The organism is Polynucleobacter sp. MWH-Braz-FAM2G, from assembly GCF_018687635.1.
Classification (GTDB): Bacteria; Pseudomonadota; Gammaproteobacteria; order Burkholderiales; family Burkholderiaceae; genus Polynucleobacter.
The window spans coordinates 962,704-983,492 of the sequence record NZ_CP061300.1 but is presented as its reverse complement, the minus strand read 5'-3'; the positions used below and the strand labels follow the sequence as shown (position 1 = coordinate 983,492).

At 43.5% G+C, this 20,789-nt stretch carries 18 protein-coding genes; 7 read left to right on the top strand and 11 right to left on the bottom strand.

The window, feature by feature from the left end; all coding sequences use genetic code 11:
* The 7 genes from FD973_RS05170 to FD973_RS05140 all read right to left on the bottom strand — a co-directional run bounded on the left by FD973_RS05170 (window position 1) and on the right by FD973_RS05140 (window position 7,041).
* Entirely contained in the window at window positions 1-1,194 is a 1,194-nt protein-coding gene (locus tag FD973_RS05170; RefSeq protein ID WP_215324553.1) for an acetyl-CoA C-acetyltransferase, read from the bottom strand.
* A 21-nt stretch (window positions 1,195-1,215) separates the two neighbouring features.
* The gene (locus FD973_RS05165; protein ID WP_215324715.1) at window positions 1,216-1,980 is read right to left on the bottom strand and encodes a 3-hydroxyacyl-CoA dehydrogenase; all 765 of its coding nucleotides are present in this window, start codon (window positions 1,978-1,980) and stop codon (window positions 1,216-1,218) included.
* Between the two features lie 30 nt (window positions 1,981-2,010).
* Window positions 2,011-3,162, bottom strand: a complete 1,152-nt coding sequence (locus FD973_RS05160) for an acyl-CoA dehydrogenase family protein (protein WP_215324552.1) — start codon at window positions 3,160-3,162, stop codon at window positions 2,011-2,013.
* A gap of 30 nt (window positions 3,163-3,192) precedes the next feature.
* Window positions 3,193-4,251: an enoyl-CoA hydratase/isomerase family protein gene (locus tag FD973_RS05155; protein ID WP_215324551.1), complete on the bottom strand. Its 1,059-nt coding sequence runs from the start codon at window positions 4,249-4,251 to the stop codon at window positions 3,193-3,195.
* A gap of 195 nt (window positions 4,252-4,446) precedes the next feature.
* Window positions 4,447-5,223, bottom strand: coding sequence for an enoyl-CoA hydratase (locus tag FD973_RS05150; RefSeq protein ID WP_215324550.1), 777 nt, complete (start codon window positions 5,221-5,223; stop codon window positions 4,447-4,449).
* Between the two features lie 54 nt (window positions 5,224-5,277).
* Window positions 5,278-6,354: a CaiB/BaiF CoA-transferase family protein gene (locus tag FD973_RS05145; RefSeq protein WP_215324549.1), complete on the bottom strand. Its 1,077-nt coding sequence runs from the start codon at window positions 6,352-6,354 to the stop codon at window positions 5,278-5,280.
* A gap of 3 nt (window positions 6,355-6,357) precedes the next feature.
* Window positions 6,358-7,041, bottom strand: coding sequence for a Crp/Fnr family transcriptional regulator (locus FD973_RS05140; protein WP_215324548.1), 684 nt, complete (start codon window positions 7,039-7,041; stop codon window positions 6,358-6,360).
* 107 nt (window positions 7,042-7,148) lie between these two features.
* Here FD973_RS05140 and FD973_RS05135 point away from each other — a divergent pair, with 107 nt between their 5' ends.
* From FD973_RS05135 to FD973_RS05105, 7 genes are read left to right on the top strand one after another with little or no spacing between them, the layout of a single operon-like run.
* The gene (locus tag FD973_RS05135; protein ID WP_215324547.1) at window positions 7,149-9,089 is read left to right on the top strand and encodes a long-chain fatty acid--CoA ligase; all 1,941 of its coding nucleotides are present in this window, start codon (window positions 7,149-7,151) and stop codon (window positions 9,087-9,089) included.
* Complete coding sequence (locus FD973_RS05130) at window positions 9,086-9,883, top strand: ABC transporter ATP-binding protein (RefSeq protein ID WP_215324546.1); 798 nt, start codon at window positions 9,086-9,088, stop codon at window positions 9,881-9,883. Before FD973_RS05135 ends, FD973_RS05130 begins: the two co-directional genes overlap by 4 nt.
* Window positions 9,884-9,906: 23 nt before the next feature.
* Window positions 9,907-10,821 (top strand): branched-chain amino acid ABC transporter permease, encoded by a 915-nt coding sequence (locus tag FD973_RS05125; RefSeq protein WP_215324545.1) that lies wholly within the window; start codon window positions 9,907-9,909, stop codon window positions 10,819-10,821.
* A 9-nt stretch (window positions 10,822-10,830) separates the two neighbouring features.
* Window positions 10,831-11,907 (top strand): branched-chain amino acid ABC transporter permease, encoded by a 1,077-nt coding sequence (locus FD973_RS05120; protein WP_215324544.1) that lies wholly within the window; start codon window positions 10,831-10,833, stop codon window positions 11,905-11,907.
* Window positions 11,908-11,964: 57 nt separating this feature from the next.
* Entirely contained in the window at window positions 11,965-13,293 is a 1,329-nt protein-coding gene (locus FD973_RS05115; protein ID WP_215324543.1) for an ABC transporter substrate-binding protein, read from the top strand.
* Between the two features lie 17 nt (window positions 13,294-13,310).
* Window positions 13,311-14,123: an ABC transporter ATP-binding protein gene (locus FD973_RS05110; RefSeq protein ID WP_215324542.1), complete on the top strand. Its 813-nt coding sequence runs from the start codon at window positions 13,311-13,313 to the stop codon at window positions 14,121-14,123.
* An 8-nt stretch (window positions 14,124-14,131) separates the two neighbouring features.
* Entirely contained in the window at window positions 14,132-15,388 is a 1,257-nt protein-coding gene (locus FD973_RS05105; protein WP_215324541.1) for a phenylacetate--CoA ligase family protein, read from the top strand.
* A 3-nt stretch (window positions 15,389-15,391) separates the two neighbouring features.
* On the opposite strand, the gene FD973_RS05100 is transcribed toward FD973_RS05105, so the two are convergent.
* From FD973_RS05100 to FD973_RS05085, 4 genes are read right to left on the bottom strand one after another with little or no spacing between them, the layout of a single operon-like run.
* Complete coding sequence (locus FD973_RS05100) at window positions 15,392-16,318, bottom strand: hydroxymethylglutaryl-CoA lyase (protein WP_215324540.1); 927 nt, start codon at window positions 16,316-16,318, stop codon at window positions 15,392-15,394.
* Window positions 16,319-16,329: 11 nt separating this feature from the next.
* Complete coding sequence (locus FD973_RS05095; RefSeq protein WP_215324539.1) at window positions 16,330-18,351, bottom strand: acetyl/propionyl/methylcrotonyl-CoA carboxylase subunit alpha; 2,022 nt, start codon at window positions 18,349-18,351, stop codon at window positions 16,330-16,332.
* Window positions 18,352-19,125 (bottom strand): enoyl-CoA hydratase/isomerase family protein, encoded by a 774-nt coding sequence (locus FD973_RS05090; protein ID WP_215324538.1) that lies wholly within the window; start codon window positions 19,123-19,125, stop codon window positions 18,352-18,354.
* A 37-nt stretch (window positions 19,126-19,162) separates the two neighbouring features.
* Complete coding sequence (locus FD973_RS05085) at window positions 19,163-20,785, bottom strand: carboxyl transferase domain-containing protein (protein ID WP_215324537.1); 1,623 nt, start codon at window positions 20,783-20,785, stop codon at window positions 19,163-19,165.
* Between the last annotated feature and the right edge of the window lie 4 nt (window positions 20,786-20,789).

The following is a 20,789-nucleotide window of genomic DNA, read 5'->3' as shown; positions in this document are numbered from 1 at the left end:
TCAATACATTTCGATTGCCATTGCGGTTGCCTCGCCACCGCCAATGCATAAGGAAGCTACGCCGCGTTTTAAACCATGCTTTCTAAGCGCGCCTAATAGCGTTACTAAAATGCGAGCGCCTGAAGCGCCAATCGGATGACCTAATGCACAAGCTCCACCATGAATATTGACCTTTTCTGCCGGAAGCTTTAAATCATGCATTGCAGCCATAGCTACTACCGCAAAAGCCTCATTGATCTCATACAGATCAACTGACTCCGTTGACCACCCGATATTTTTTAATAACTTTTGAATCGCTCCAACTGGAGCGGTAGGAAATAAAGCAGGAGTAAAAGCATTATTAGCATGGCCCACAATGCGAGCTAGAGGATTTAAACCCAATTTATGAGCTTGTGACTCCTTCATAAGAACCAATGCGGCAGCGCCATCTGAGATAGATGATGAATTTGCCGCAGTAACAGAGCCATCTTTTTTAAATGCTGGTTTTAGTTCTGGAATTTTTTCAATATTGACAGCAAATGGACCTTCATCCTTGCTAACCAAAACATCGCCCTTTCTGCCAGATACAGTAACTGGAGCAATTTCCCAATCGAAGCTGCCATTATTGCTAGCCTCTTGAGCGCGTTGTGTCGAACGGATTGCATATTCATCTTGCGCTTCTCGTGAAAAACGATAAGTACCTGCGCAATCCTCAGCAAAGGTTCCCATCAATCGACCACGATTTTCTTTAGAATAAGCATCCTCTAAGCCGTCCATAAACATGTGATCTAAAACTTGACCATGCCCTAGTCGATAACCACCACGAGCTTTGGGCAATAAATAAGGAGCATTGGTCATTGATTCCATGCCGCCTGCAACTGTTACCGCATAAGAATTTGCAACGATTCCATCATGACCAATCATGGTGGCTTTCATGCCTGATCCACAGACTTTGCTGATCGTTGTGCATCCTGCTGTAAGTGGTAGGCCTGCCAACAAAGCGGCCTGACGTGTTGGCGCTTGACCAAGCCCTGCAGGCAACACACAACCCATCAAAACCTCTTCAACCAAACCAACATCTAAGCCAGATCTTTCCAGTGCCGCCTGAATGGCAACACCGCCTAAAGCTGGAGCCGTAAGACTAGAGAAACCGCCTTGAAAACTGCCCATCGGCGTTCTTGCTGCGGAAACAATAACTACTGGATCATTTGTCATAAATTTACCAACCTTCAAATTTTATTTAGCAGCCATACGAATCGAGCCATCTAAACGAATCACTTCACCATTTAGATACTCATTAGCGAGAATGTGCTGTACCAAAGAAGCAAACTCTGCAGGCTTACCCATGCGCGCAGGAAATGGCACCGTTTTACCAAGAGCATCTTGCACTTCTTGGGGCATACCCAAGAGCATTGGCGTTTCCATAATTCCAGGCGCAATTGCCATTACACGAATACCAACTCGCGCCAATTCACGAGCAATCGGTAATGTCATGGAGACAATTCCACCTTTAGATGCTGCGTAGGCCGCCTGTCCAAGTTGACCATCGTATGCAGCCACTGAAGCTGTGCTAATTAATACACCGCGTTCGCCAGATTCGGAGGGATTGGATTCGCTCATGATGGCAGCAGCCAAACGAATCATATTGAAGCTGCCAATTAAGTTGATACCAATCGTTCTGGCAAAAGAATCTAACTTATGCGGACCCTCTCTACCAACGACTTTCTCAGCAGGCGCAATGCCTGCGCAATTGACTAAGCCACGCAAGACACCCATTTGAGTGGCAATTGCAAATGCGTTTCGGGCACTTGCATCATCGGTCACATCAGCATTTACAAACCGAGCATTCGAACCCAACTTAGCAGCAACAGCTTCACCACCAGTGGCATTCACATCCACCAAGACTACTTTGCCACCCTGATCAATGAGCATTTGTGCGGTAGCAGCCCCTAAGCCAGAACCGCCCCCTGTTACTACAAAAACATTATCTTTAATTTGCATATCAATGTTTTCCGCAATCAATGTGGATTTCTAAAAATCTATATCTTTCAATGCACGAGCGATCACTAAACGCTGAACTTCACTAGTGCCTTCATATATTTGGGTAATACGAGCATCTCTATAAAATCGCTCTACAGGATAGTCTTCTAGATATCCATAGCCACCATAAATCTGGATTGCCTTTGAGCAAACAGCTTCAGCCATTTCTGAAGCAAACAATTTCGCTTGTGAAGCCTCAGAAAGACATGGCAAATTACGCTCCCGCATGCTAGCCGCTTGAAGAATTAAAAGACGAGCAGCATTAATTTGGGTTTGCATATCAGCCAAGAAGTTGGCTACGCTTTGATGTTCAATTAGAGGTACACCGAACTGAATGCGCTCTTTAGAGTATCGCAAAGCTGACTCAAATGCCGCCCTAGCAATTCCGAGCGCCTGCGCAGCTATACCAATTCGCCCACCCTCCAGATTTGAAAGAGCAATAGCCAACCCCTTACCTCTTGGACCTAAAAGATTTGCCTCTGGAATTTCACAATTATCCAGCGTGATTGCGCAAGTATCAGATCCCCTAATACCCAATTTCTTTTCCACGCGATTCACAATGAATCCAGGCGTGTTGGTCGGCACTAAAAATGCTGAAATTCCCTTTTTGCCTAGCTCGGGGTCTGTAACGGCAAATACGATTGCTAATTTAGCGCGTTTGCCATTGCTAACAAATTGCTTGGAGCCATTCAGAACCCACTTACCATCTTTAAGAACAGCACGAGTTTTTAAATTATTCGCTTCTGATCCTGCCTGTGGCTCAGTTAAACAAAAGCAGCCAATCGCCCTTCCACTGGCCAATTCTGGCAACCAGGCCTGCTTCTGTTCTTCAGAGCCATATTTCAGAATTGGTCCACAACCAACCGAATTATGAATACTCATAATTGCACCAACCGCGCCATCTCCTGCTGAAATTTCTTCAACCGCTAAGGCATACGCAATGTAATCAACACTTGCTCCACCCCATTCTTCAGGAACAATCATCCCGAGTAGACCCAATTCACCCATTTGAGCTATCACTGAATCATCAATCCAACCTTCGTGATCCCAGCGTTCGCTATGAGGTGTTAGCTCGTTCTTAGCAAAGTCTCTTGCCATATCACGCACCATCATTTGTTCTTCTGTAAATTCGAGGAAGCTCATGATTAAATTTAGTCCTTATTAACTTTGCAATTAGTGTGGATAAAGCTCAGGCAAAAGTGTATTTAATTGCTTTGACGACAAATCTGATTTTTCATAACGCCATTTCGGCGAATTATCTTTATCAATTATCAGGGCCCGAATCCCCTCTACAAAATCCCCAATCTGCATCCAGTGCTCAGCCAAGGTTAGCTCCATAGCAAAACATTGCGATAGGTTTAGCGTCTTACCTGCCTGAATCATACGCAAGGTAGCAGCCATCGCCAAAGGAGAGTTTGTAGACATTTTTTTCAAAGCTTCGTTAGCCCATTCGGAGTGCGTCTGCCTCTCTAAACTTTTGAGTGCATTTTCAATTTCCGTCACAGTATCAAGAGAAAAACATTGATTGATTTGTTTGCCAATGGTTAAAAAGCTAGCATCTACTGCCTGATTGCTAGCCCCGAGATTAGTGAGTATCGTGTTAATTTGATCAGGCAATAGCGCCTGAGAATTTAAATTCTCGAGCGCAGTGATAAATTGGGATTGCTGCCCAGAATCCATAACCCAATCTGCTAAATTAGAATAGACCGCATCTTGAGCTTGAATACTTTTGCCAGTCAAACCCAAATAAATACCAATCGATTCAGGGCAGCGGGATAAGAAATAACTTCCCCCAACATCTGGAAAGTATCCGATAGCTGTCTCTGGCATTGATAATTTAGTGCGCTCAGTTGCAATACGATAAGAAGCGCCTTGCGAGATGCCCATTCCGCCGCCCATAACGTAGCCATCCAACATAGCAATATAAGGTTTAGGGTAGGTATAAATATATTCGTTAAGTGCAAACTCTTCTTGAAAAAAAGTAATATGGTCTTTTCCGCCGGCGACGATACTTTCATATAGGGTGCGGATATCACCACCGGCACAAAACGCTTTCTCACCTGCACCACTAACAACGATGACATTGACAGATTGATCAGTAGCCCATTCTTTTAGGCAAGAATGCATGCCACGAACCATCCCCAATGTAATCGCGTTCAAAGCCTTAGGTCGATTCAGAATGATATGACCGACACCATTTTTCTTCTCAATAATTAAATCGTCTGTTTGCATTGTGCTAGCAATAAATTGATCTGTTTTAAATTAAGTGAATAGGAACTAAAACACCATCTTTATGCTGACCAAAAACCCATTTATCAGCATAGAGGATTAAGCTTAAACCTCTAGCATGAATTTTGCTGTCGCCTGACAGACAATTTAGGGGAAGCCCTGATGCTCTGCAATCAGGGTTCCCAACTTGAAATAAGCCTATTTATTCTTAAAAGCAGGCTTTCGCTTCTCTGCAAAGGCATTCATGCCTTCTTTTTGATCTTCTGTGGCAAAAGTTGAATGGAAAAGGCGGCGCTCAAAATGGACTCCCTCATTCAAGGAGACCTCGTACGATCTATCCACTGAATCTTTGGCCATCATCACTATCGGCAGCGACATAGAAGCAATCTTTTGAGCAGTAGCAAGAGCGTCATCAATTAGCTGATCTGCTGGGACAACACGACTCACTAGCCCACTACGCTCAGCTTCTTGAGCATCCATCATCCGGCCAGTCAGCACCATTTCCATGGCCTTGGATTTGCCAATGAATCGCGTTAAACGCTGCGTACCTCCTGCTCCTGGAATGGTGCCAATAGTAATTTCAGGTTGACCAAACTTTGCTGTATCGGCAGCAATAATGAAATCACACATCATTGCCAATTCACAACCACCTCCCAGAGCATAGCCCGCTACTGCAGCAATAGTCGGCTTGCGAAATTTAGCAATACGTTCCCAAGAGACGGTAATAAAGTCGGACTTGTAGACATCCATATAGGACCAGTCTTTCATTACCTTGATATCAGCACCAGCGGCAAATGCTTTATCACTTCCCGTAAGTACTACTACTGCAACATTCTCGTCTGCCTCCAATACATCTAAGGCCTCAGCCAACTCTCTTGTGAGATCAGGGCTAAGCGCATTAAGGGCCTTGGGCCGATTAAGACGAATAAGAGTTACCTTACCGTGTTTTTCAAGCAATATATTTTCATAAGTCATTTGAATTTCTTCCTAGATGATTACAAGCTAATAATAGTATTGAATTAACCAGCCCTATAAAAACCGAATTGGACTTTGAAGCCAAGACGCTCCGTCTGAATCTGTTTTTACCATATGCCGCTCTTCAAAAAGAGGGTGTTTCATGCTTTCCTGTAGAGATAGCACTGGCGTAAAACAGCAATCTACTCCAGAAAATTGCTTAATCCACTCTTCCCTAGATTTAGTGCCAATCACTGCCTGCACTTCATTACGCAACAGCATTGCATCTTCACCACCGATAGTTTGTCCTAGAGACCAGTGCCTACTAGCCCACTCATCTTTGCCGATGGTTTGGCAAAAAATTGACCAAAATTTCAGCTCTAGGGAGCCAAGTGCAAACCATGCGCCATCTTTAGATTGATATAAGTTGTAGCAAGGAACTCCACCATTTAATAGATCCTGCGCAGGCCCAAGACTTTCTCCGCGCTGATGCACCGCAACTTGTGCGGTGACATTGTGAGACATTACCCCATCGGTCATTGATACATCCACAATAGAGCCTTGTCCACTGCGTGAAGCTTGCCATAAGGCTGCTAAACAACCCATGGCAGCAGAGACCGCCCCACCCAAAACATCTGCGATCTGAATATTAGGCATGATAGGAACACCGTCACGCCCCCGCAATTGATCGAGTACACCAGTTAAAGCCAAGGAATTAATATCGTGACACGCCTGATCCTTCCAAGAACCAGTCATGCCATATCCAGTAATGGCGCAATAGACTAGCGATGGTTTAATTTTTAACAATGTCTCTGGGCCAATTCCCAGGCGATCCATCACACCAGGACGAAAGCTTTCTATCACTAGATCTGCAGTTTTTACAAGGTCTAAGAATGCATTCTTATCCTGAGGATCCTTCAAGTCTAAAAACATCACATTCTTATTGCTGTTGATAGAGCGATAAAAAACACTAGGGGTATTAGCTTTTTCTTCCTCTGCAGTCTGAAAAAAACTCCTTGCGTAATCTCCAATCCCCTTATCCTCAATCTTCATCACTTCAGCACCCATACTAGCCAAATGCCAAGTACATACAGGGCCAGGTAAAAGCCGTGTTAAATCAAGAACCTTGAGCCCTTTTAAGGGGAATTTCATAAACTATTTATCCAACTCATTCGAATGAAAAGTACTTAATTTTTCCAAGTCAAGCACCTGAATTTCACCATAGCTAACACGTATCAAACCATGTTCTTCAAGAGTCTTCAAGGAGCTGTTCACACGCTGCCTAGAAAGACCTGCTAGTTGACCCACTTCCTCTTGAGATATTTTTAACATCATCGTTTGCTGTGGGTACCATGCATCAAACATAGCAGCCAATGAACGTGCGACGCGTGCATCAACATCCAATAAGCGTTCATTTTCCATTGCCCCAATAAACTGGCCCAAGCGCTTATTTAATTGAGATATGAGATATCGGTTAAAGAAAATACTGTTATCCAATAGCCACAAAAAAGTTGCACGTGGCATGAGGGCCAATTCAGAATCACGCAAAGTTACCGCATCGTAGCGGCGCGATTCTTCTTTAAGCAAAGAACCTTCACCAAACCAAGCGCCTGGTGCGATACCAAGCAAACTCGTTGATTTTCCACTTGGAGAAATATTATTGATTTTGACTACGCCGCTAATCACTCCAAACCAATAATCGGCTGGATGCCCTCTGCGACAAACAAAGCCATCAGCAGGAATACGTTTCACCTGAATATCAGAGCGGACTTTATTTTGCTCTGCAGCATTGAGCCCAGCCATCCATTGGCTGTTTAACAATAAAACTTCTAGCGACATCAGGACTTCCCCTAGTTTGTCGGTTAAATGACAACCATTCTAATTTGTGGAGGATTATGCTTGTTTAAATTCAATAATGCCATCTAGATAAACACAATAAGCAACTTATGAATAAGGCAGTCAATTCGCTTACATTTCCAAAGCTTCTTCTTGAACACGCCCAAGCAATTCCGAAAAGACCAGCTTATAGGGAGAAGTACTTAGGAATATGGCAAGTAACGAGCTGGGAACAGAATTTAATTGAGATCAGAAACCTGGCTTGTGGCTTAGCATCATTGGGCTTTAAGAGAGGTATGAATCTAGCCATTATTGGCGATAACCGACCAAAACTGTATCAAGCAATGGTTGCAGCTCAATGTCTAGGTGGTGTACCCGTCCCGCTGTATCAAGATGCGGTAGCTGCAGAAATGATCCATGTTCTAAATGATGCGACGATTTCTTTCGCAATTGTCGAAGATCAGGAACAAGTTGATAAGCTATTAGAAATCAAAGATCAGGTCCCAACTCTAAGCACTTTGATCTATGAAGACCCCAAGGGCTTAAATGATTATGTGCAAAGCTACTTGCATTCCTTAAAGCAAGTGCAATTATTAGGTGAAGCATTTTCAGAAGAACATCCTGAATTCTTCAACACCGAATTAGAGGAAGGCAAAGCAACAGATTTATCTGTCATTCTTTACACCTCGGGCACAACTGGAAAGCCAAAAGGGGTTGCGCACACGCATCAAAATTTTATTCGCGCTGGACAAAATAGCTCCCAATTCGATGATCTAAGTTACAAAGACAATATTTTGGCTTACCTACCAATGGCTTGGGTGGGAGATCACCTATTCTCATTTGCGCAGGCCATGGTTACTGGGTTAACAGTGAATTGCCCAGAGTCAAAAGAGACTGTAATGTCCGATATGCGCGAAATTGGACCTAGCTATTATTTTGCCCCTCCGCGCATTTTTGAAAGTTTGCTGACTCAAGTAACCATCCGCATGGAAGATGCGGGCGCATTGAAGCGCAAGCTATTTAATGCGGCAATGGTCCACGCCAAAAAAGTTGGCAGCGATATTCTGGATGGCAAACCTGTAGCATCTATTGATCGACTCAAATATGCTCTTTACAACTTCTCCATCTATGCCCCACTTCGCAACGCGCTAGGAATGAGCAAGATTCGCGTTGCCTACACTGCGGGAGAAGCAATCGGACCTGACTTATTTCGTTTTTATCGTTCTATCGGCGTAAATCTAAAACAGTTCTATGGACAAACCGAGACTTGTGCTTATGTCTGCTTGCAACCTGATGGACAAGTGAAGTATGACTCTGTAGGCATAGCAGCCCCAGGCATTGAAATCAAACTTGCTGATTCGGGTGAGGTTCTGGTTAAAGGGGTAAGCGTGATGGATAGCTACTATCAAAGACCTGATGCCACTTCTGAATCCATTGATGAAAATGGCTACTTTCATACGGGAGACGCTGGAATCATTGATCAAGATGGTCACTTACGCATCATTGATCGCGCAAAAGATGTCGGCAAGATGGCTAATGGCAAATTGTTTGCCCCTAAATATATTGAGAACAAACTCAAATTCTTCCCATTTATCAAAGAAGCAGTTGTATTTGGTGATGGCAAAGAATCGATTATGACCTTTATTAATATTGATTTTGAAGCAATCGCAAACTGGGCCGAGCGCCGACATATCCCATTTGCAGGCTACATTGATCTAGCCTCAAAATCCGATGTTTATAAGATGATTGGTGAGTGCATTGATAAGGTCAACATAGACTTAGCTAACGACCCAATGCTCAGCCATGCTCAAATTGCACGCTTCCTAGTGCTCCATAAAGAATTAGATCCTGATGATGATGAGCTCACTCGCACCAGAAAAGTTCGCCGAGGATTTATCGCTGAAAAATATGCCCCTCTCTTAGATGCACTCTACTCTGGCAAATCTGAACAATTTATTGAAACTAAGGTGAAGTTTGAAGATGGAAGAGATGGCAGCATTAGTGCAACAGTCAGAATTCAAGATGCTCAATCTGCAATGGAGTCTGCATGAGTAATAATTCAAACGCATCTCTAGATAAAGATACTGTTCTTAAGCTTGAGAATATTTCACTTTCTTTTGGCGGCGTGAACGCACTCACCAATATTTCTTTTGATGTAAAAGAACATGAAGTTCGCTCGATTATTGGACCCAATGGAGCCGGCAAAAGCTCGATGCTCAACGTAATTAATGGTGTTTACCACCCTCAAGCGGGCAATATTTATTTCCGCGGTGAAAAACGTCAGCAAATGAATCCTGCTCAAGCTGCTCGCCAAGGCATTGCCCGCACCTTTCAAAATATTGCACTGTTTAAAGGCATGACTGTTCTGGATAACATCATGACTGGCAGAAATACACAAATGAAATCTGGTTTCATTAGCAATGCCATTTGGGTAGGTAAAGCCAGAGATGAGGAAGAGCTCAATCGACATAAAGTAGAAGAGGTAATTGACTTCCTAGAAATCCAACACATCCGCAAAACGCCTGTTGGCAAATTGCCGTATGGCTTACAAAAACGAGTTGAGCTTGCACGCGCACTTGCTGCCGAACCCTCACTCCTGCTTTTGGATGAGCCAATGGCAGGCATGAACGTCGAAGAAAAACAGGACATGTGCCGCTTTATCTTAGAAGTAAATCAGCAGTATGGAGTGACCATCGTGTTAATTGAACATGATATGGGTGTAGTGATGGATATTTCTGATCGAGTGGTAGTGCTTGACTACGGTAAAAAGATTGGAGATGGATTGCCTGATGAAGTTAAAAATAATCCGGAGGTGATTAGCGCCTACTTAGGCACCAATCACTAGGATCCATCAACAAGGAATAAGAAATGCAATTTTTTATCGAAATCGTTATCAGTGGCATCCTATCGGGCCTGATGTATTCGCTCGTGGCATTGGGCTTTGTCTTAATCTTTAAGGCATCAGGCGTTTTGAACTTCGCGCAAGGAGCAATGGTCTATTCAGCTGCTTTAGCAGTTGTTGGATTCATAGACTACGGCCTTCCAATGTGGCTTGCCATCATTGCCGCATTTGCATTCATGGTAATTGTGGGTATTTGCACTGAAAAATTTGTTCTTGGCAAATTAGTAAATCAACCCCCTATTACTCTTTTTATGGCCACGATTGGCTTGAGCTTCTTTCTAGACGGGCTATCTCCGATCTTGTTTGGTAATGAGGTCCGTCCAATCAACTTAGGAATTGTTGATGAACCCATTCAAAGCGTGATGGATCTCACAGGAATTGGCATTTCTAAGCTCGACTTGTTTTCCTCTGGAATCATCATTTTATTGGTAATCTTGTTGGCACTTCTATTTCAATTTACTAAAGTTGGTCGCGCATTACGTGCCGTTGCCGATGACCACCAAGCGGCTTTATCGCTGGGCATTCCATTGGAAAATATTTGGGCAATTGTTTGGGCGATCGCTGGATTTGTAGCCCTAGTAGCTGGCTTACTTTGGGGTTCTCGTAATGGCGTGCAATTTGCGCTATCCCTGACAGCACTTAAAGCCCTTCCTGTTTTAATTCTAGGAGGCTTTACCTCAGTCCCTGGAGCCATTGTAGGCGGCATCATTATTGGTGTATCCGAGAAACTTGCTGAAATTTATATTCCACCAGTATTGCAAGATGCTTTTGGCGGAAACTTTGGCGGCATTGAGGGATGGTTTCCATATATCTTTGCCCTACTATTCTTACTCGTCAGGCCCGAAGGTTTGTTTGGCGAAAAACATATTGATCGCGTTTAAGGAATCAGCATGCTCTACCGTGAAGCCGGTCAATTTAAGACCACCTACAAATCCGATAGTCAAATATTCCCAATTCTGCAAGACAGAATCGGCATGACCATCTTGATTGCTATTGCTGCAATAGGTATTCCAATATTTGCTAGTGAATATTGGATTAATGCAATTTTGATTCCGTTCTTAATTTTTTCATTGGCTGCTTTAGGACTAAATTTCTTAACGGGTTACGCTGGACAACTCTCATTGGGGTCAGCCGCATTCATGGCAGTTGGCGCATATGCTACTTACAACTTTCAATTACGCATTGAAGGCATCCCATTTATCTTGTCATTCATACTAGGTGGCTTGAGTGCAGCTGCTGTTGGCATTTTGTTTGGATTGCCCTCTTTACGCATTAAGGGCTTTTATTTGGCAGTGGCAACATTAGCAGCTCAATTTTTTGTTGTATGGTGCCTGACTAAATTTCCCTGGTTCTCCAACAATAGCTCTTCTGGCGTAATTAGCGCACAAACACTCACACTCTTCGGTTTTGCATTTGATACCCCCGTTTCTAAATATCTGTTAGTTCTCGTGATTGTTTCTGGACTGGCCTTATTGGGCAAAAATCTAGTGCGATCTTCGACTGGCAGGTCTTGGATGGCGGTTCGCGATATGGACGTCGCCGCAGAAGTGATTGGCATCCCTCTAATGAAAACCAAACTGCTAGCTTTTGCGATCAGTTCTTTTTACTGCGGTATTGCAGGCGCCCTTTATGCCTATTGCTATCTTGGATCAGTAGAGCCAGATGGATTTTCATTAGAGATGTCATTCAAGATCTTATTTATGGTCATCATTGGTGGCGTTGGTAGCATCTTGGGTAATTTCTTGGGAGCCGCATTCATATTGCTACTCCCAATATTTTTGGATATTGTGCTTCCCTTTGTGTCGAAATTACTTCATTTACCGCTTCCAAACTCGGTTGTATCTCATATCCAGTTGATGGTTTTTGGCTCACTAATCATTTTCTTTTTAATCGTAGAACCCCATGGCTTAGCCCGACTTTGGCAAATCACCAAAGAAAAGCTCAGACTTTGGCCATTCCCACATTAAGTAGTACTTATTTAGAAGTAAGCAACACTCACCATGCATTACCAAGGAGATATCAATATGAAACGCATTAAATCCTCAATCTTCGGGGCAATATTTGCAGTCATTGCCTCGTTATGTAGTATTTATCCTTTGCAAGCGCAAGCTGACGATCAGTTTGTTGGTCTTCCAAGCTTTCGCGTTGGTCCTTATGGACAAAATGGACAAGCATTCTATGGTGGTTTTATTGACTACCTAACCTATGTCAACATGAAAGATGGCGGTGTAAATGGCGTCAAGTTTTCTTGGGAAGAATGCGAAACCGAGTACAACAACGCCAAGGGCGTAGAGTGCTATGAGCGCCTCAAAGGAAAAGCTGGCGCATCTAAAGGAACAGCTATTCATGTGATGTCTACTGGTATTTCTTATGCCATTTTGGATAAGACACAGAACGACAAAGTTCCATTAATTATGATGGGCTATGGTCGCACTGACGCGGTTGATGGATCAGTGTTCCCTTATGCATTCCCACTAGTTACAACCTACCAGATGCAAGCATCAGCCATTGTGAAGTTCTTGGCACAGAAGAATGGTGGTTCTTTAAGTGGCAAAAAAATTGTATTTTTGTACCATGACTCCGCATACGGCAAAGAGCCTCTCGTTGCCTTACAAGCAGAAAGCAAAATTAATCGCTTTAAGCTCACTGAAATTCCAGTTGCCCATCCTGGCAATGAACAAGGTGCCCAGTGGTTAAAAATCCGTGAAGAAAATCCTGACTATGTGATTTTCTGGGGCTGGGGCGTAATGAATCAAACAGCGCTTAAAGCAGCACAAAAAGTTGGCTATCCAAGAGATAAGATTATTGGCTCATGGTGGGCAGGCTCTGAAGAAGACGTGGTACCCGCTGGAGATGCTGCTAAAGGCTATATGAGCGCTACATGGAACGTGTCTGGCAAGAATGTTCCTGTAATTGCTGATATTGAAAAAGTGGTTTATGGCGCTGGCAAAGGCAACTTCTCAGACAAAAACAAAATTGGCACCATTCTCTACAACCGTGGTGTATCTGCGGCAATTGTTACCGTTGAAGCGACCCGTCTTGCCCAAAACAAATACGGCAAAGGAAAACCAGCAACTGGCGAACAGATGCGTTGGGCTTTTGAAAATCTCAACATTACTGATGCGCAGCTAAAAGCTTTGGGCGCAACTGGACTGTTACCTGAAATTAAAACCTCTTGCGAAAACCATGAAGGATCTGGAAAGATCAAGATTCAACAATGGGATGGAACAAAGTGGGTAATCATTTCTGATTGGATCGAGGGCAACAAGTCCTTAATTCACCCATTGTTTAAGGCCTCTGCTCGTGATTATGCAAAAGAGAAGAACATCACTCCTACATGCATGAAGAACTAATTTAGCTTAATACCGATATGACTTCTCTACTTTCCGTAAACAATATAGAAGTGATCTACGATCACGTCATTTTGGTTCTTAAAGGGGTTTCCCTCGAGGTGCCAAAAGGAAAAATTGTTGCTCTTTTGGGGGCAAATGGCGCTGGAAAATCCACTACCCTCAAAGCGATCTCTAATTTATTGGGCGCGGAAAGAGGAGATGTCACAAAAGGTAGCATTCAGTACAAGAATGAACGAGTTGATAAGCTATCACCAAACAAACTAGTCACGCGGGGAGTTATTCAAGTGATGGAAGGAAGGCATTGCTTTGCTCACCTATCTATCGAAGACAACCTGCTGACTGGTGCTTACACTCGCAAAATCAGCAATGCTGAAGTAAAACAAGAATTAGAAAAAATCTATGAATATTTTCCTCGTCTAAAAGTTCGCAGAAAGTCACAGGCTGCGTATACCTCTGGCGGAGAACAGCAAATGTGTGCCATTGGACGCGCAATGATGGCAAAGCCTGAAATGATTTTGTTGGATGAACCATCTATGGGACTAGCACCGCAGATCGTAGAAGAAGTATTTGAGATCGTAAAAGATTTAAATAAACGTGAAGAAGTAAGTTTTTTGTTGGCCGAACAAAATACCATGGTAGCCCTTAAGTACAGTGACTACGGCTATATTCTTGAAAATGGTCGTGTAGTAATGGATGGCGCCGCCGAAGACTTGCGAAACAATGAAGATGTAAAAGAGTTCTACTTAGGAGTTGCCGCTGATGACGAGGCCGAGCGCAAGTCCTTTAAGGATGTTAAATCTTATCGTCGACGCAAACGTTGGCTCTCATAAAACATCATATGCTAATAGATCAGCTCGAAATACGTCAGCAAACAGAAAGAGAGAAAGCCTTATTACAAAAGCTCTCTACTCAAGTTGCACATGCCAAAAATACTACTGAATATTTTGGTCGTATTTTTGCAAATATTGACCCTGCTAAAGTTACTTCTAGAGAAGCGCTGGCGGAGCTGCCGGTAACTAGAAAATCAGAACTCAGCGTCGAACAAAAAAAGTTGGCCCCTTTTGGAGGAATGTGTAGCACTCCCCTGCACCAACTTAAACGAATTTTTCAATCGCCAGGGCCAATACATGAACCTCAAGGTTCGGGAATTGACACCTTTAGACTTGCTAGAGCATTACGCGCAGCTGGCTTTAAAGCGGGTGATCTAGTACACAATACTTTTTCTTACCACTTCACTCCAGGCGCATGGATGCTTGAAGGCGGCGCTCATGCCTTGGGTTGCTGTGTTTTTCCGGCAGGTGTTGGACAAACAGAATTGCAAGCACAAACGATTGCGCAACTAAAACCTACGGCTTATACAGGAACACCCTCTTTTCTTAAGATTATTCTTGAAAAAGCTGATGAACTTGGGTTGGACTCAAGCAGTATTTCAAAAGCCGTAGTCTCCGGAGAAGCGCTCACGCCTAGTATGCGCGCTTGGTTCAAATCACGTGGAATTCTAGTAACCTCTACATATGCCACCGCAGATGTGGGTCTTATCGCCTATGAGTCCCCAGAACTTGCAAGTGGCATGATTATTGACGAAGACATTATTTTAGAAATTGTGGAGCCCAATGGAAGCAAACCACTTCCCATTGGTGAAACAGGAGAAGTCGTCATTACCGTCTTCGATCAAGACTACCCCCTTATTCGCTTTGGGACCGGCGATCTATCTGCCATCGACCCTGAATCCTTATCAAGCCCATCACCATGTGGCAGAACTAATCTTCGCATCAAGGGATGGCTTGGTCGAGCAGATCAAACCACCAAAATAAAAGGAATGTTTGTTCACCCTGGTCAAGTGCAAGAAATCATCAGAAAACATCCTGAAATAAACAAAGCACGCGTTATTGTGAGCGGTAATATTGGCAGCGAAGAGATGACAATGCATTGCGAACTTAAAAATGGCACGCAATGCGACTTAGACGCACTTTGTACTGCAATTACTCAATCGACAAGAGATGTTACGAAATTACGCGCTAAAGTTCAATTTGAAAACAGCGATACTCTACCAACTGATGGAAAGTTGATAGAGGATAAAAGAACTTACGCCTAATCTTTATTGCGCGTTGTTGATTTTTGATAGGTACGCTTTACCTGCCTTAGAGCCATTAGGCCGATTTAAAGCATTTGAAATAAATTCTCCGCTAAGGGCGACCTTTTCAAAATCAATGCCGGTTTCAATTCCCAAACCTGCCATAAGGTAAAGTACGTCTTCCGTAGCAACATTCCCAGTGGCGCCCTTTGCGTAAGGACAACCTCCTAGGCCAGCTACGGCAGAGTGAAAAATACTGACGCCCATTTCCAAAGCTGCGTAGATATTTGCCAAGGACTGCCCATAGGTATCATGAAAATGTCCTGAGAGTCGCTCAATCGAAAATACTTTTCCAGTTTGCTCGAAAACAGTCTTCACTTTATTTGGCGTTCCAACACCAATGGTATCGGCAATGTCGATCTCATCGCAACCCAAATTAGCCATTCTTTGTACTACCTCAACGACTTTTTTGGGATCAATCTCGCCCTCATAGGGACATCCCAAAGCGCAAGATACACTTCCTCTAACACGAATGCCTGCAGATTTAGCGGCTTGCACAACAGGAATAAAACGGGCTATAGACTCCTCAATACTGCAGTTAATATTTTTTTGTGAAAAGGTCTCAGATGCCGCGCCAAAGATAACTATTTCATCTGTCCTTGCCTCAATAGCCTTTTCAAATCCCTGCAAATTGGGAACTAGTACTGAATATAAGGTGCCGGGTTTACGACTAATTCCGTTCATCACTATATCGCTACCAGCCATCTGAGGCACCCATTTAGGAGACACAAATGCTGCAACTTCAATATTAATAAAACCGGCTGACGTTAACCGATCGATCAAGGCAATCTTGATATCGTTATCAACAAATAACTTTTCATTCTGCAAGCCATCACGAGGACCTACTTCAACTATCTTGACTTTCTTAGGTAGATTTACTTTAGATTTCATATATGTCTATATCAAGCATCTGTAGATTTAAAAATAATCAATTGATCACCTTCGTTAACCTGATCACCTTGCGCATAATTAATTTCTCCTACTTCACCATCAATAGGCGCTGTAATTGTGTGCTCCATTTTCATGGCTTCCACAACAATTAAAGGATCACCTACCTTTACCTTATCTCCAACTTTTATTTGAATGCTAATTACTTTGCCTGGCATTGGCGCAGTTAACTTGCCAGAAGCCCCCTCTTCAACATGAGAATGCTCAAGAGGATCTTGATAATTCCATATCTGATGTCTGCCATTTCTAAATAAATGCAATATAACTGGATTGCTCGTATTTTTAATAACACCTGCTGAATGTTTGTGTCCGTCAATGGTTATATAAAAAGATGTTCCATCGTTCCTGTAAGAAAAATGAACAGTTTTACCAGCGAAAGAAAGGATTTGTGTTTGATAGCAGTACTGAACAATATGCGCCTGTGATGGCTGACCCTCTAAAAAGAAAGCAAATTCTCTAAGAAGAACACCATTCATACGCCATCCATCTTGGAGCCGCCATGGAGATGCCATCTCACTCCCAACATAAGAGGCAACATTCACTTCCTCATTTAGACGACAAGCCAATAAAAAGGCTAAGCTCTCGATATCAACCTGAGTATCTTTATGCAATAAAAATTCTTCATCTCGTCCAATCAGTCCAGTATCCAGATTCGCGCTACAAAAAGGCTCACATCTTAAAAGGCGACCTAAAAAAGCCACATTGGTAGATAAACCAACAATCCGAACCTGCTCTAAAGCTACCCTCATTTTGGAAACCGCAGTTTCACGATTCTGCCCCCAAACAATCAGCTTGGCGATCATCGGGTCATAGTAAGGGCTAATTACATCACCAGCTCTTACCCCCGTATCAATTCGAACCTCATGCTGCACCTCCTCGGGCATCTCAAGAGCCAACAACTTACCCGTAGAAGGAAGAAATTGATTTTCTGGGTTCTCTGCATAAATTCGCGCCTCAATGGCATGCCCATTTAATTGAATTTGATCTTGCAATAAAGGCAATCTTTCTCCAGATGCAACTCGCAGTTGCCATTCAACCAGATCTTGACCGCTCACCATTTCAGTTACTGGGTGCTCGACCTGAAGTCGAGTATTCATTTCCATAAAGAAGAAATGGCCTGCATTACCCTCTTGATCTGCCTCGGCAATGAATTCAACAGTTCCAGCGCCTTCGTATGCCACAGCTTTGGCAGCATTCACGGCAGCCTCACCCATCGCACGTTTAATCTCAGGACTAACCTTAGGTGCTGGAGCCTCTTCTAAAACCTTTTGATGACGGCGCTGCACTGAGCAATCCCGATCAAATAAGTAAACACAATTTCCTAGCTTGTCAGCAAAAACTTGGATTTCAATATGCCTAGGACGCCCTAAATACTTTTCAACCAATACCTTTTGATCGCCAAAACTATTTTGAGCTTCACGTTTGCAAGAATCTAGGGCATCGATAAAAGAAGCTGCATCTTGAACAATTCTCATGCCTTTGCCGCCACCTCCAGCAGAAGCTTTTAAAAGCACTGGATATCCAATTTCATCTGCCTTTGCTTTTAAGAAATCAGGATCCTGCTCATCACCATGGTATCCAGGCACCAGAGGTACTTGGGCATTTTCCATCAAAGTTTTAGCAGCTGATTTTGAGCCCATTGCTCTGATAGATTGTGCAAGTGGTCCAATAAATACTAGGCCTGCATTTTGGCAGGCCTCAGCAAAATCGGCATTTTCTGATAGAAAGCCATATCCAGGATGAATGGCCTGGGCGCCAGAGGCTATAGCGATTTGAATAATCTTTTCACCCAAAAGATAGCTCTCTTTAGGAGCTGAACCGCCGATATAAAATGCCTCATCGCAGGCCTGAACATGTAATGCATCTGCATCAGCGTCTGAATATACGGCCACAGTTTTAATGCCAAGACGCCTACAAGTTTTAGCAATGCGGCAAGCTATTTCACCTCGATTTGCAATCAAGATCTTATTGAACACTTAATTTTTCTCCAAGAATAATTTCATGCGATGTTGTGCTTCATCACTGCAACGAATTTCTGCAATTCTCTTCACGGAATCTTGAATGACTGATGAATCAATTGACTTGGATGCGTAGTCTTGAACCAATTTTTTGCAAGCCACAACAGCCAAGGGTCCATTTTGAAGTATGGAATGACATATTTGCTCAACAGCTACATCTAAATTTGCAGCCTGACTCAGGACATGCACAAATCCTAATCGATGCGCCTCTGCCGCGGAAAATCTTTCTGCGGTAATAAAGTAACGTCTACAGGCTTGCTCGCCCAATGCCTTAATGACATATGGACTGATAGTTGCGGGAAGCAATCCCAGTCTAGCCTCTGAAAAGCAAAAGTGAAGTTCTTCGCTAGCAACAACGATATCGCACACCGCCACTAAACCCACTCCACCACCATACGCGTCACCATGAACCCTTGCGATAACAGGTTTAGGACAACGGTAGATACCCTCCAACATCTCAGCGAGCAATTGGGCATCAGCAATATTCTCCTGATAGGTGTAACCTGCCATTGCCTTCATCCAAGCAAGGTCTGCGCCAGCGCAAAAGCTCTTGCCATAAGCCGCCAACACAATCACCTCAACATTTTTGCGCACCGATAAATCAGCAAATGCTGAAGTTAATTCGGAAATTAAAACTTCATTAAATGCATTTCTAACTGCTGGGCGGTCTAAGGTGACGGTAGCAATACGGCTTTCAATTTTTAATTGAATGGTTGTATACGAAGGGTTCATGTATTCAGTCGCTTTATATTTTCAGATGATTCACGTATTACATCCGGAATAGACCAAATTTAGTATCAGGTATAGGCGCATTTAAGCTAGCTGAAATCGCTAGACTAAGAACTTTTCTAGTATCTTTTGGATCAATTACACCGTCATCCCATAATCTAGCACTTGCGTAATATGGATGACCTTGAGTTTCATATTGCTCTCTAAGGGGCGCCTTAAATGCAGCCTCCTCTTCAGCACTCCATGACCCACCTTTGCTTTCTATGCCATCACGACGTACGGTTGCAAGAACACTAGCCGCTTGCTCACCACCCATTACTGAAATGCGTGCATTTGGCCACATCCATAACATTCGCGGACTATAAGCCCTTCCGCACATCCCATAATTACCAGCGCCAAATGAACCGCCAATAATTACGGTGAATTTGGGTACCTGAGCTGTAGCAACGGCCGTAACCATTTTGGCGCCATTGCGGGCAATACCTTCATTCTCATACTTGCGACCAACCATAAAACCAGTAATATTTTGTAGAAAAACCAAGGGGATTTTTCTTTGACAACATAACTCAATAAAGTGAGCACCTTTTAAGGCGCTCTCAGAAAACAAAATCCCGTTGTTAGCAATAATGCCAACTGGATAACCATCAATATGAGCAAATCCAGTAACCAAGGTTGTGCCAAAGCGCGCCTTGAACTCATCAAATTCTGATCCATCAACTAAACGAGCAATGACTTCTCGAACGTCGTACGGCTTACGCGTATCGCTTGGAATGACGCCATACAGTTCATCGCCAGAGTAAAGTGGCGGCACCGATGAACGACGCACTAGTGGTTCAGGTTTCTTGCGATTTAAATTTGCTACGACATTACGAGCAATTCCCAAAGCATGGGCATCATCTTGTGCGAAATGATCAGCAACCCCAGACAGTCGAGTATGCACATCCGCACCACCCAAGTCTTCAGCACTCACTATCTCTCCAGTCGCCGCCTTTACTAGCGGAGGGCCCGCCAAAAATATTGTTCCTTGATCTTTCACGATGATGCTTTCATCACTCATAGCAGGAACATAAGCGCCACCCGCAGTGCATGAGCCCATCACAACCGCTATTTGTGGAATTCCTTTTGCAGACATATTTGCCTGATTGAAAAAAATTCTGCCAAAGTGATCTCTATCAGCAAATACTTCGTCTTGATTTGGCAAATTAGCGCCGCCTGAATCCACCAAATAGATACATGGCAAATGATTTTGATCGGCTATCTCTTGTGCGCGCAAATGTTTCTTCACCGTCATCGGGAAGTATGTACCTCCCTTTACGGTGGCATCGTTGCAAATGATCACGCATTCTTGTCCAGCTACGGAACCAATACCTGTAATGAGTCCCGCGCCTGGGGCGGCATCTTCACCAGATTTTTCTGTGTACATTCCATAAGCCGCCAATTGAGAAAACTCTAGAAATGGAGTTCCAGGATCAAGCAGCAAGTGAACACGATCACGGGGCAACAATTTTTCCCGATCCGTATGCTTTTTTCGGGCTGCCTCTCCACCGCCATTAGCAACTTTACTGACCTTGCTTTTTAGATCATCCACTATGGATTGCATCAACTGGGCATTGGCAGCAAATTCAGGGCTACGCGTATTTAATTTGGTCTCAAGTTTTGGCATGGAA

Excerpts from the sequence above, each read along its gene's own strand:
- FD973_RS05170 (WP_215324553.1), bottom strand. The coding sequence starts at position 1,194 with ATGACAAATGATCCAGTAGTTATTGTTTCCGCAGCAAGAACGCCGATG.
- FD973_RS05165 (WP_215324715.1), bottom strand. The coding sequence starts at position 1,980 with ATGCAAATTAAAGATAATGTTTTTGTAGTAACAGGGGGCGGTTCTGGC.
- FD973_RS05160 (WP_215324552.1), bottom strand. The coding sequence starts at position 3,162 with ATGAGCTTCCTCGAATTTACAGAAGAACAAATGATGGTGCGTGATATG.
- FD973_RS05155 (WP_215324551.1), bottom strand. The coding sequence starts at position 4,251 with ATGCAAACAGACGATTTAATTATTGAGAAGAAAAATGGTGTCGGTCAT.
- FD973_RS05150 (WP_215324550.1), bottom strand. The coding sequence starts at position 5,223 with ATGACTTATGAAAATATATTGCTTGAAAAACACGGTAAGGTAACTCTT.
- FD973_RS05145 (WP_215324549.1), bottom strand. The coding sequence starts at position 6,354 with ATGAAATTCCCCTTAAAAGGGCTCAAGGTTCTTGATTTAACACGGCTT.
- FD973_RS05140 (WP_215324548.1), bottom strand. The coding sequence starts at position 7,041 with ATGTCGCTAGAAGTTTTATTGTTAAACAGCCAATGGATGGCTGGGCTC.
- FD973_RS05135 (WP_215324547.1), top strand. The coding sequence starts at position 7,149 with ATGAATAAGGCAGTCAATTCGCTTACATTTCCAAAGCTTCTTCTTGAA.
- FD973_RS05130 (WP_215324546.1), top strand. The coding sequence starts at position 9,086 with ATGAGTAATAATTCAAACGCATCTCTAGATAAAGATACTGTTCTTAAG.
- FD973_RS05125 (WP_215324545.1), top strand. The coding sequence starts at position 9,907 with ATGCAATTTTTTATCGAAATCGTTATCAGTGGCATCCTATCGGGCCTG.
- FD973_RS05120 (WP_215324544.1), top strand. The coding sequence starts at position 10,831 with ATGCTCTACCGTGAAGCCGGTCAATTTAAGACCACCTACAAATCCGAT.
- FD973_RS05115 (WP_215324543.1), top strand. The coding sequence starts at position 11,965 with ATGAAACGCATTAAATCCTCAATCTTCGGGGCAATATTTGCAGTCATT.
- FD973_RS05110 (WP_215324542.1), top strand. The coding sequence starts at position 13,311 with ATGACTTCTCTACTTTCCGTAAACAATATAGAAGTGATCTACGATCAC.
- FD973_RS05105 (WP_215324541.1), top strand. The coding sequence starts at position 14,132 with ATGCTAATAGATCAGCTCGAAATACGTCAGCAAACAGAAAGAGAGAAA.
- FD973_RS05100 (WP_215324540.1), bottom strand. The coding sequence starts at position 16,318 with ATGAAATCTAAAGTAAATCTACCTAAGAAAGTCAAGATAGTTGAAGTA.
- FD973_RS05090 (WP_215324538.1), bottom strand. The coding sequence starts at position 19,125 with ATGAACCCTTCGTATACAACCATTCAATTAAAAATTGAAAGCCGTATT.
- FD973_RS05085 (WP_215324537.1), bottom strand. The coding sequence starts at position 20,785 with ATGCCAAAACTTGAGACCAAATTAAATACGCGTAGCCCTGAATTTGCT.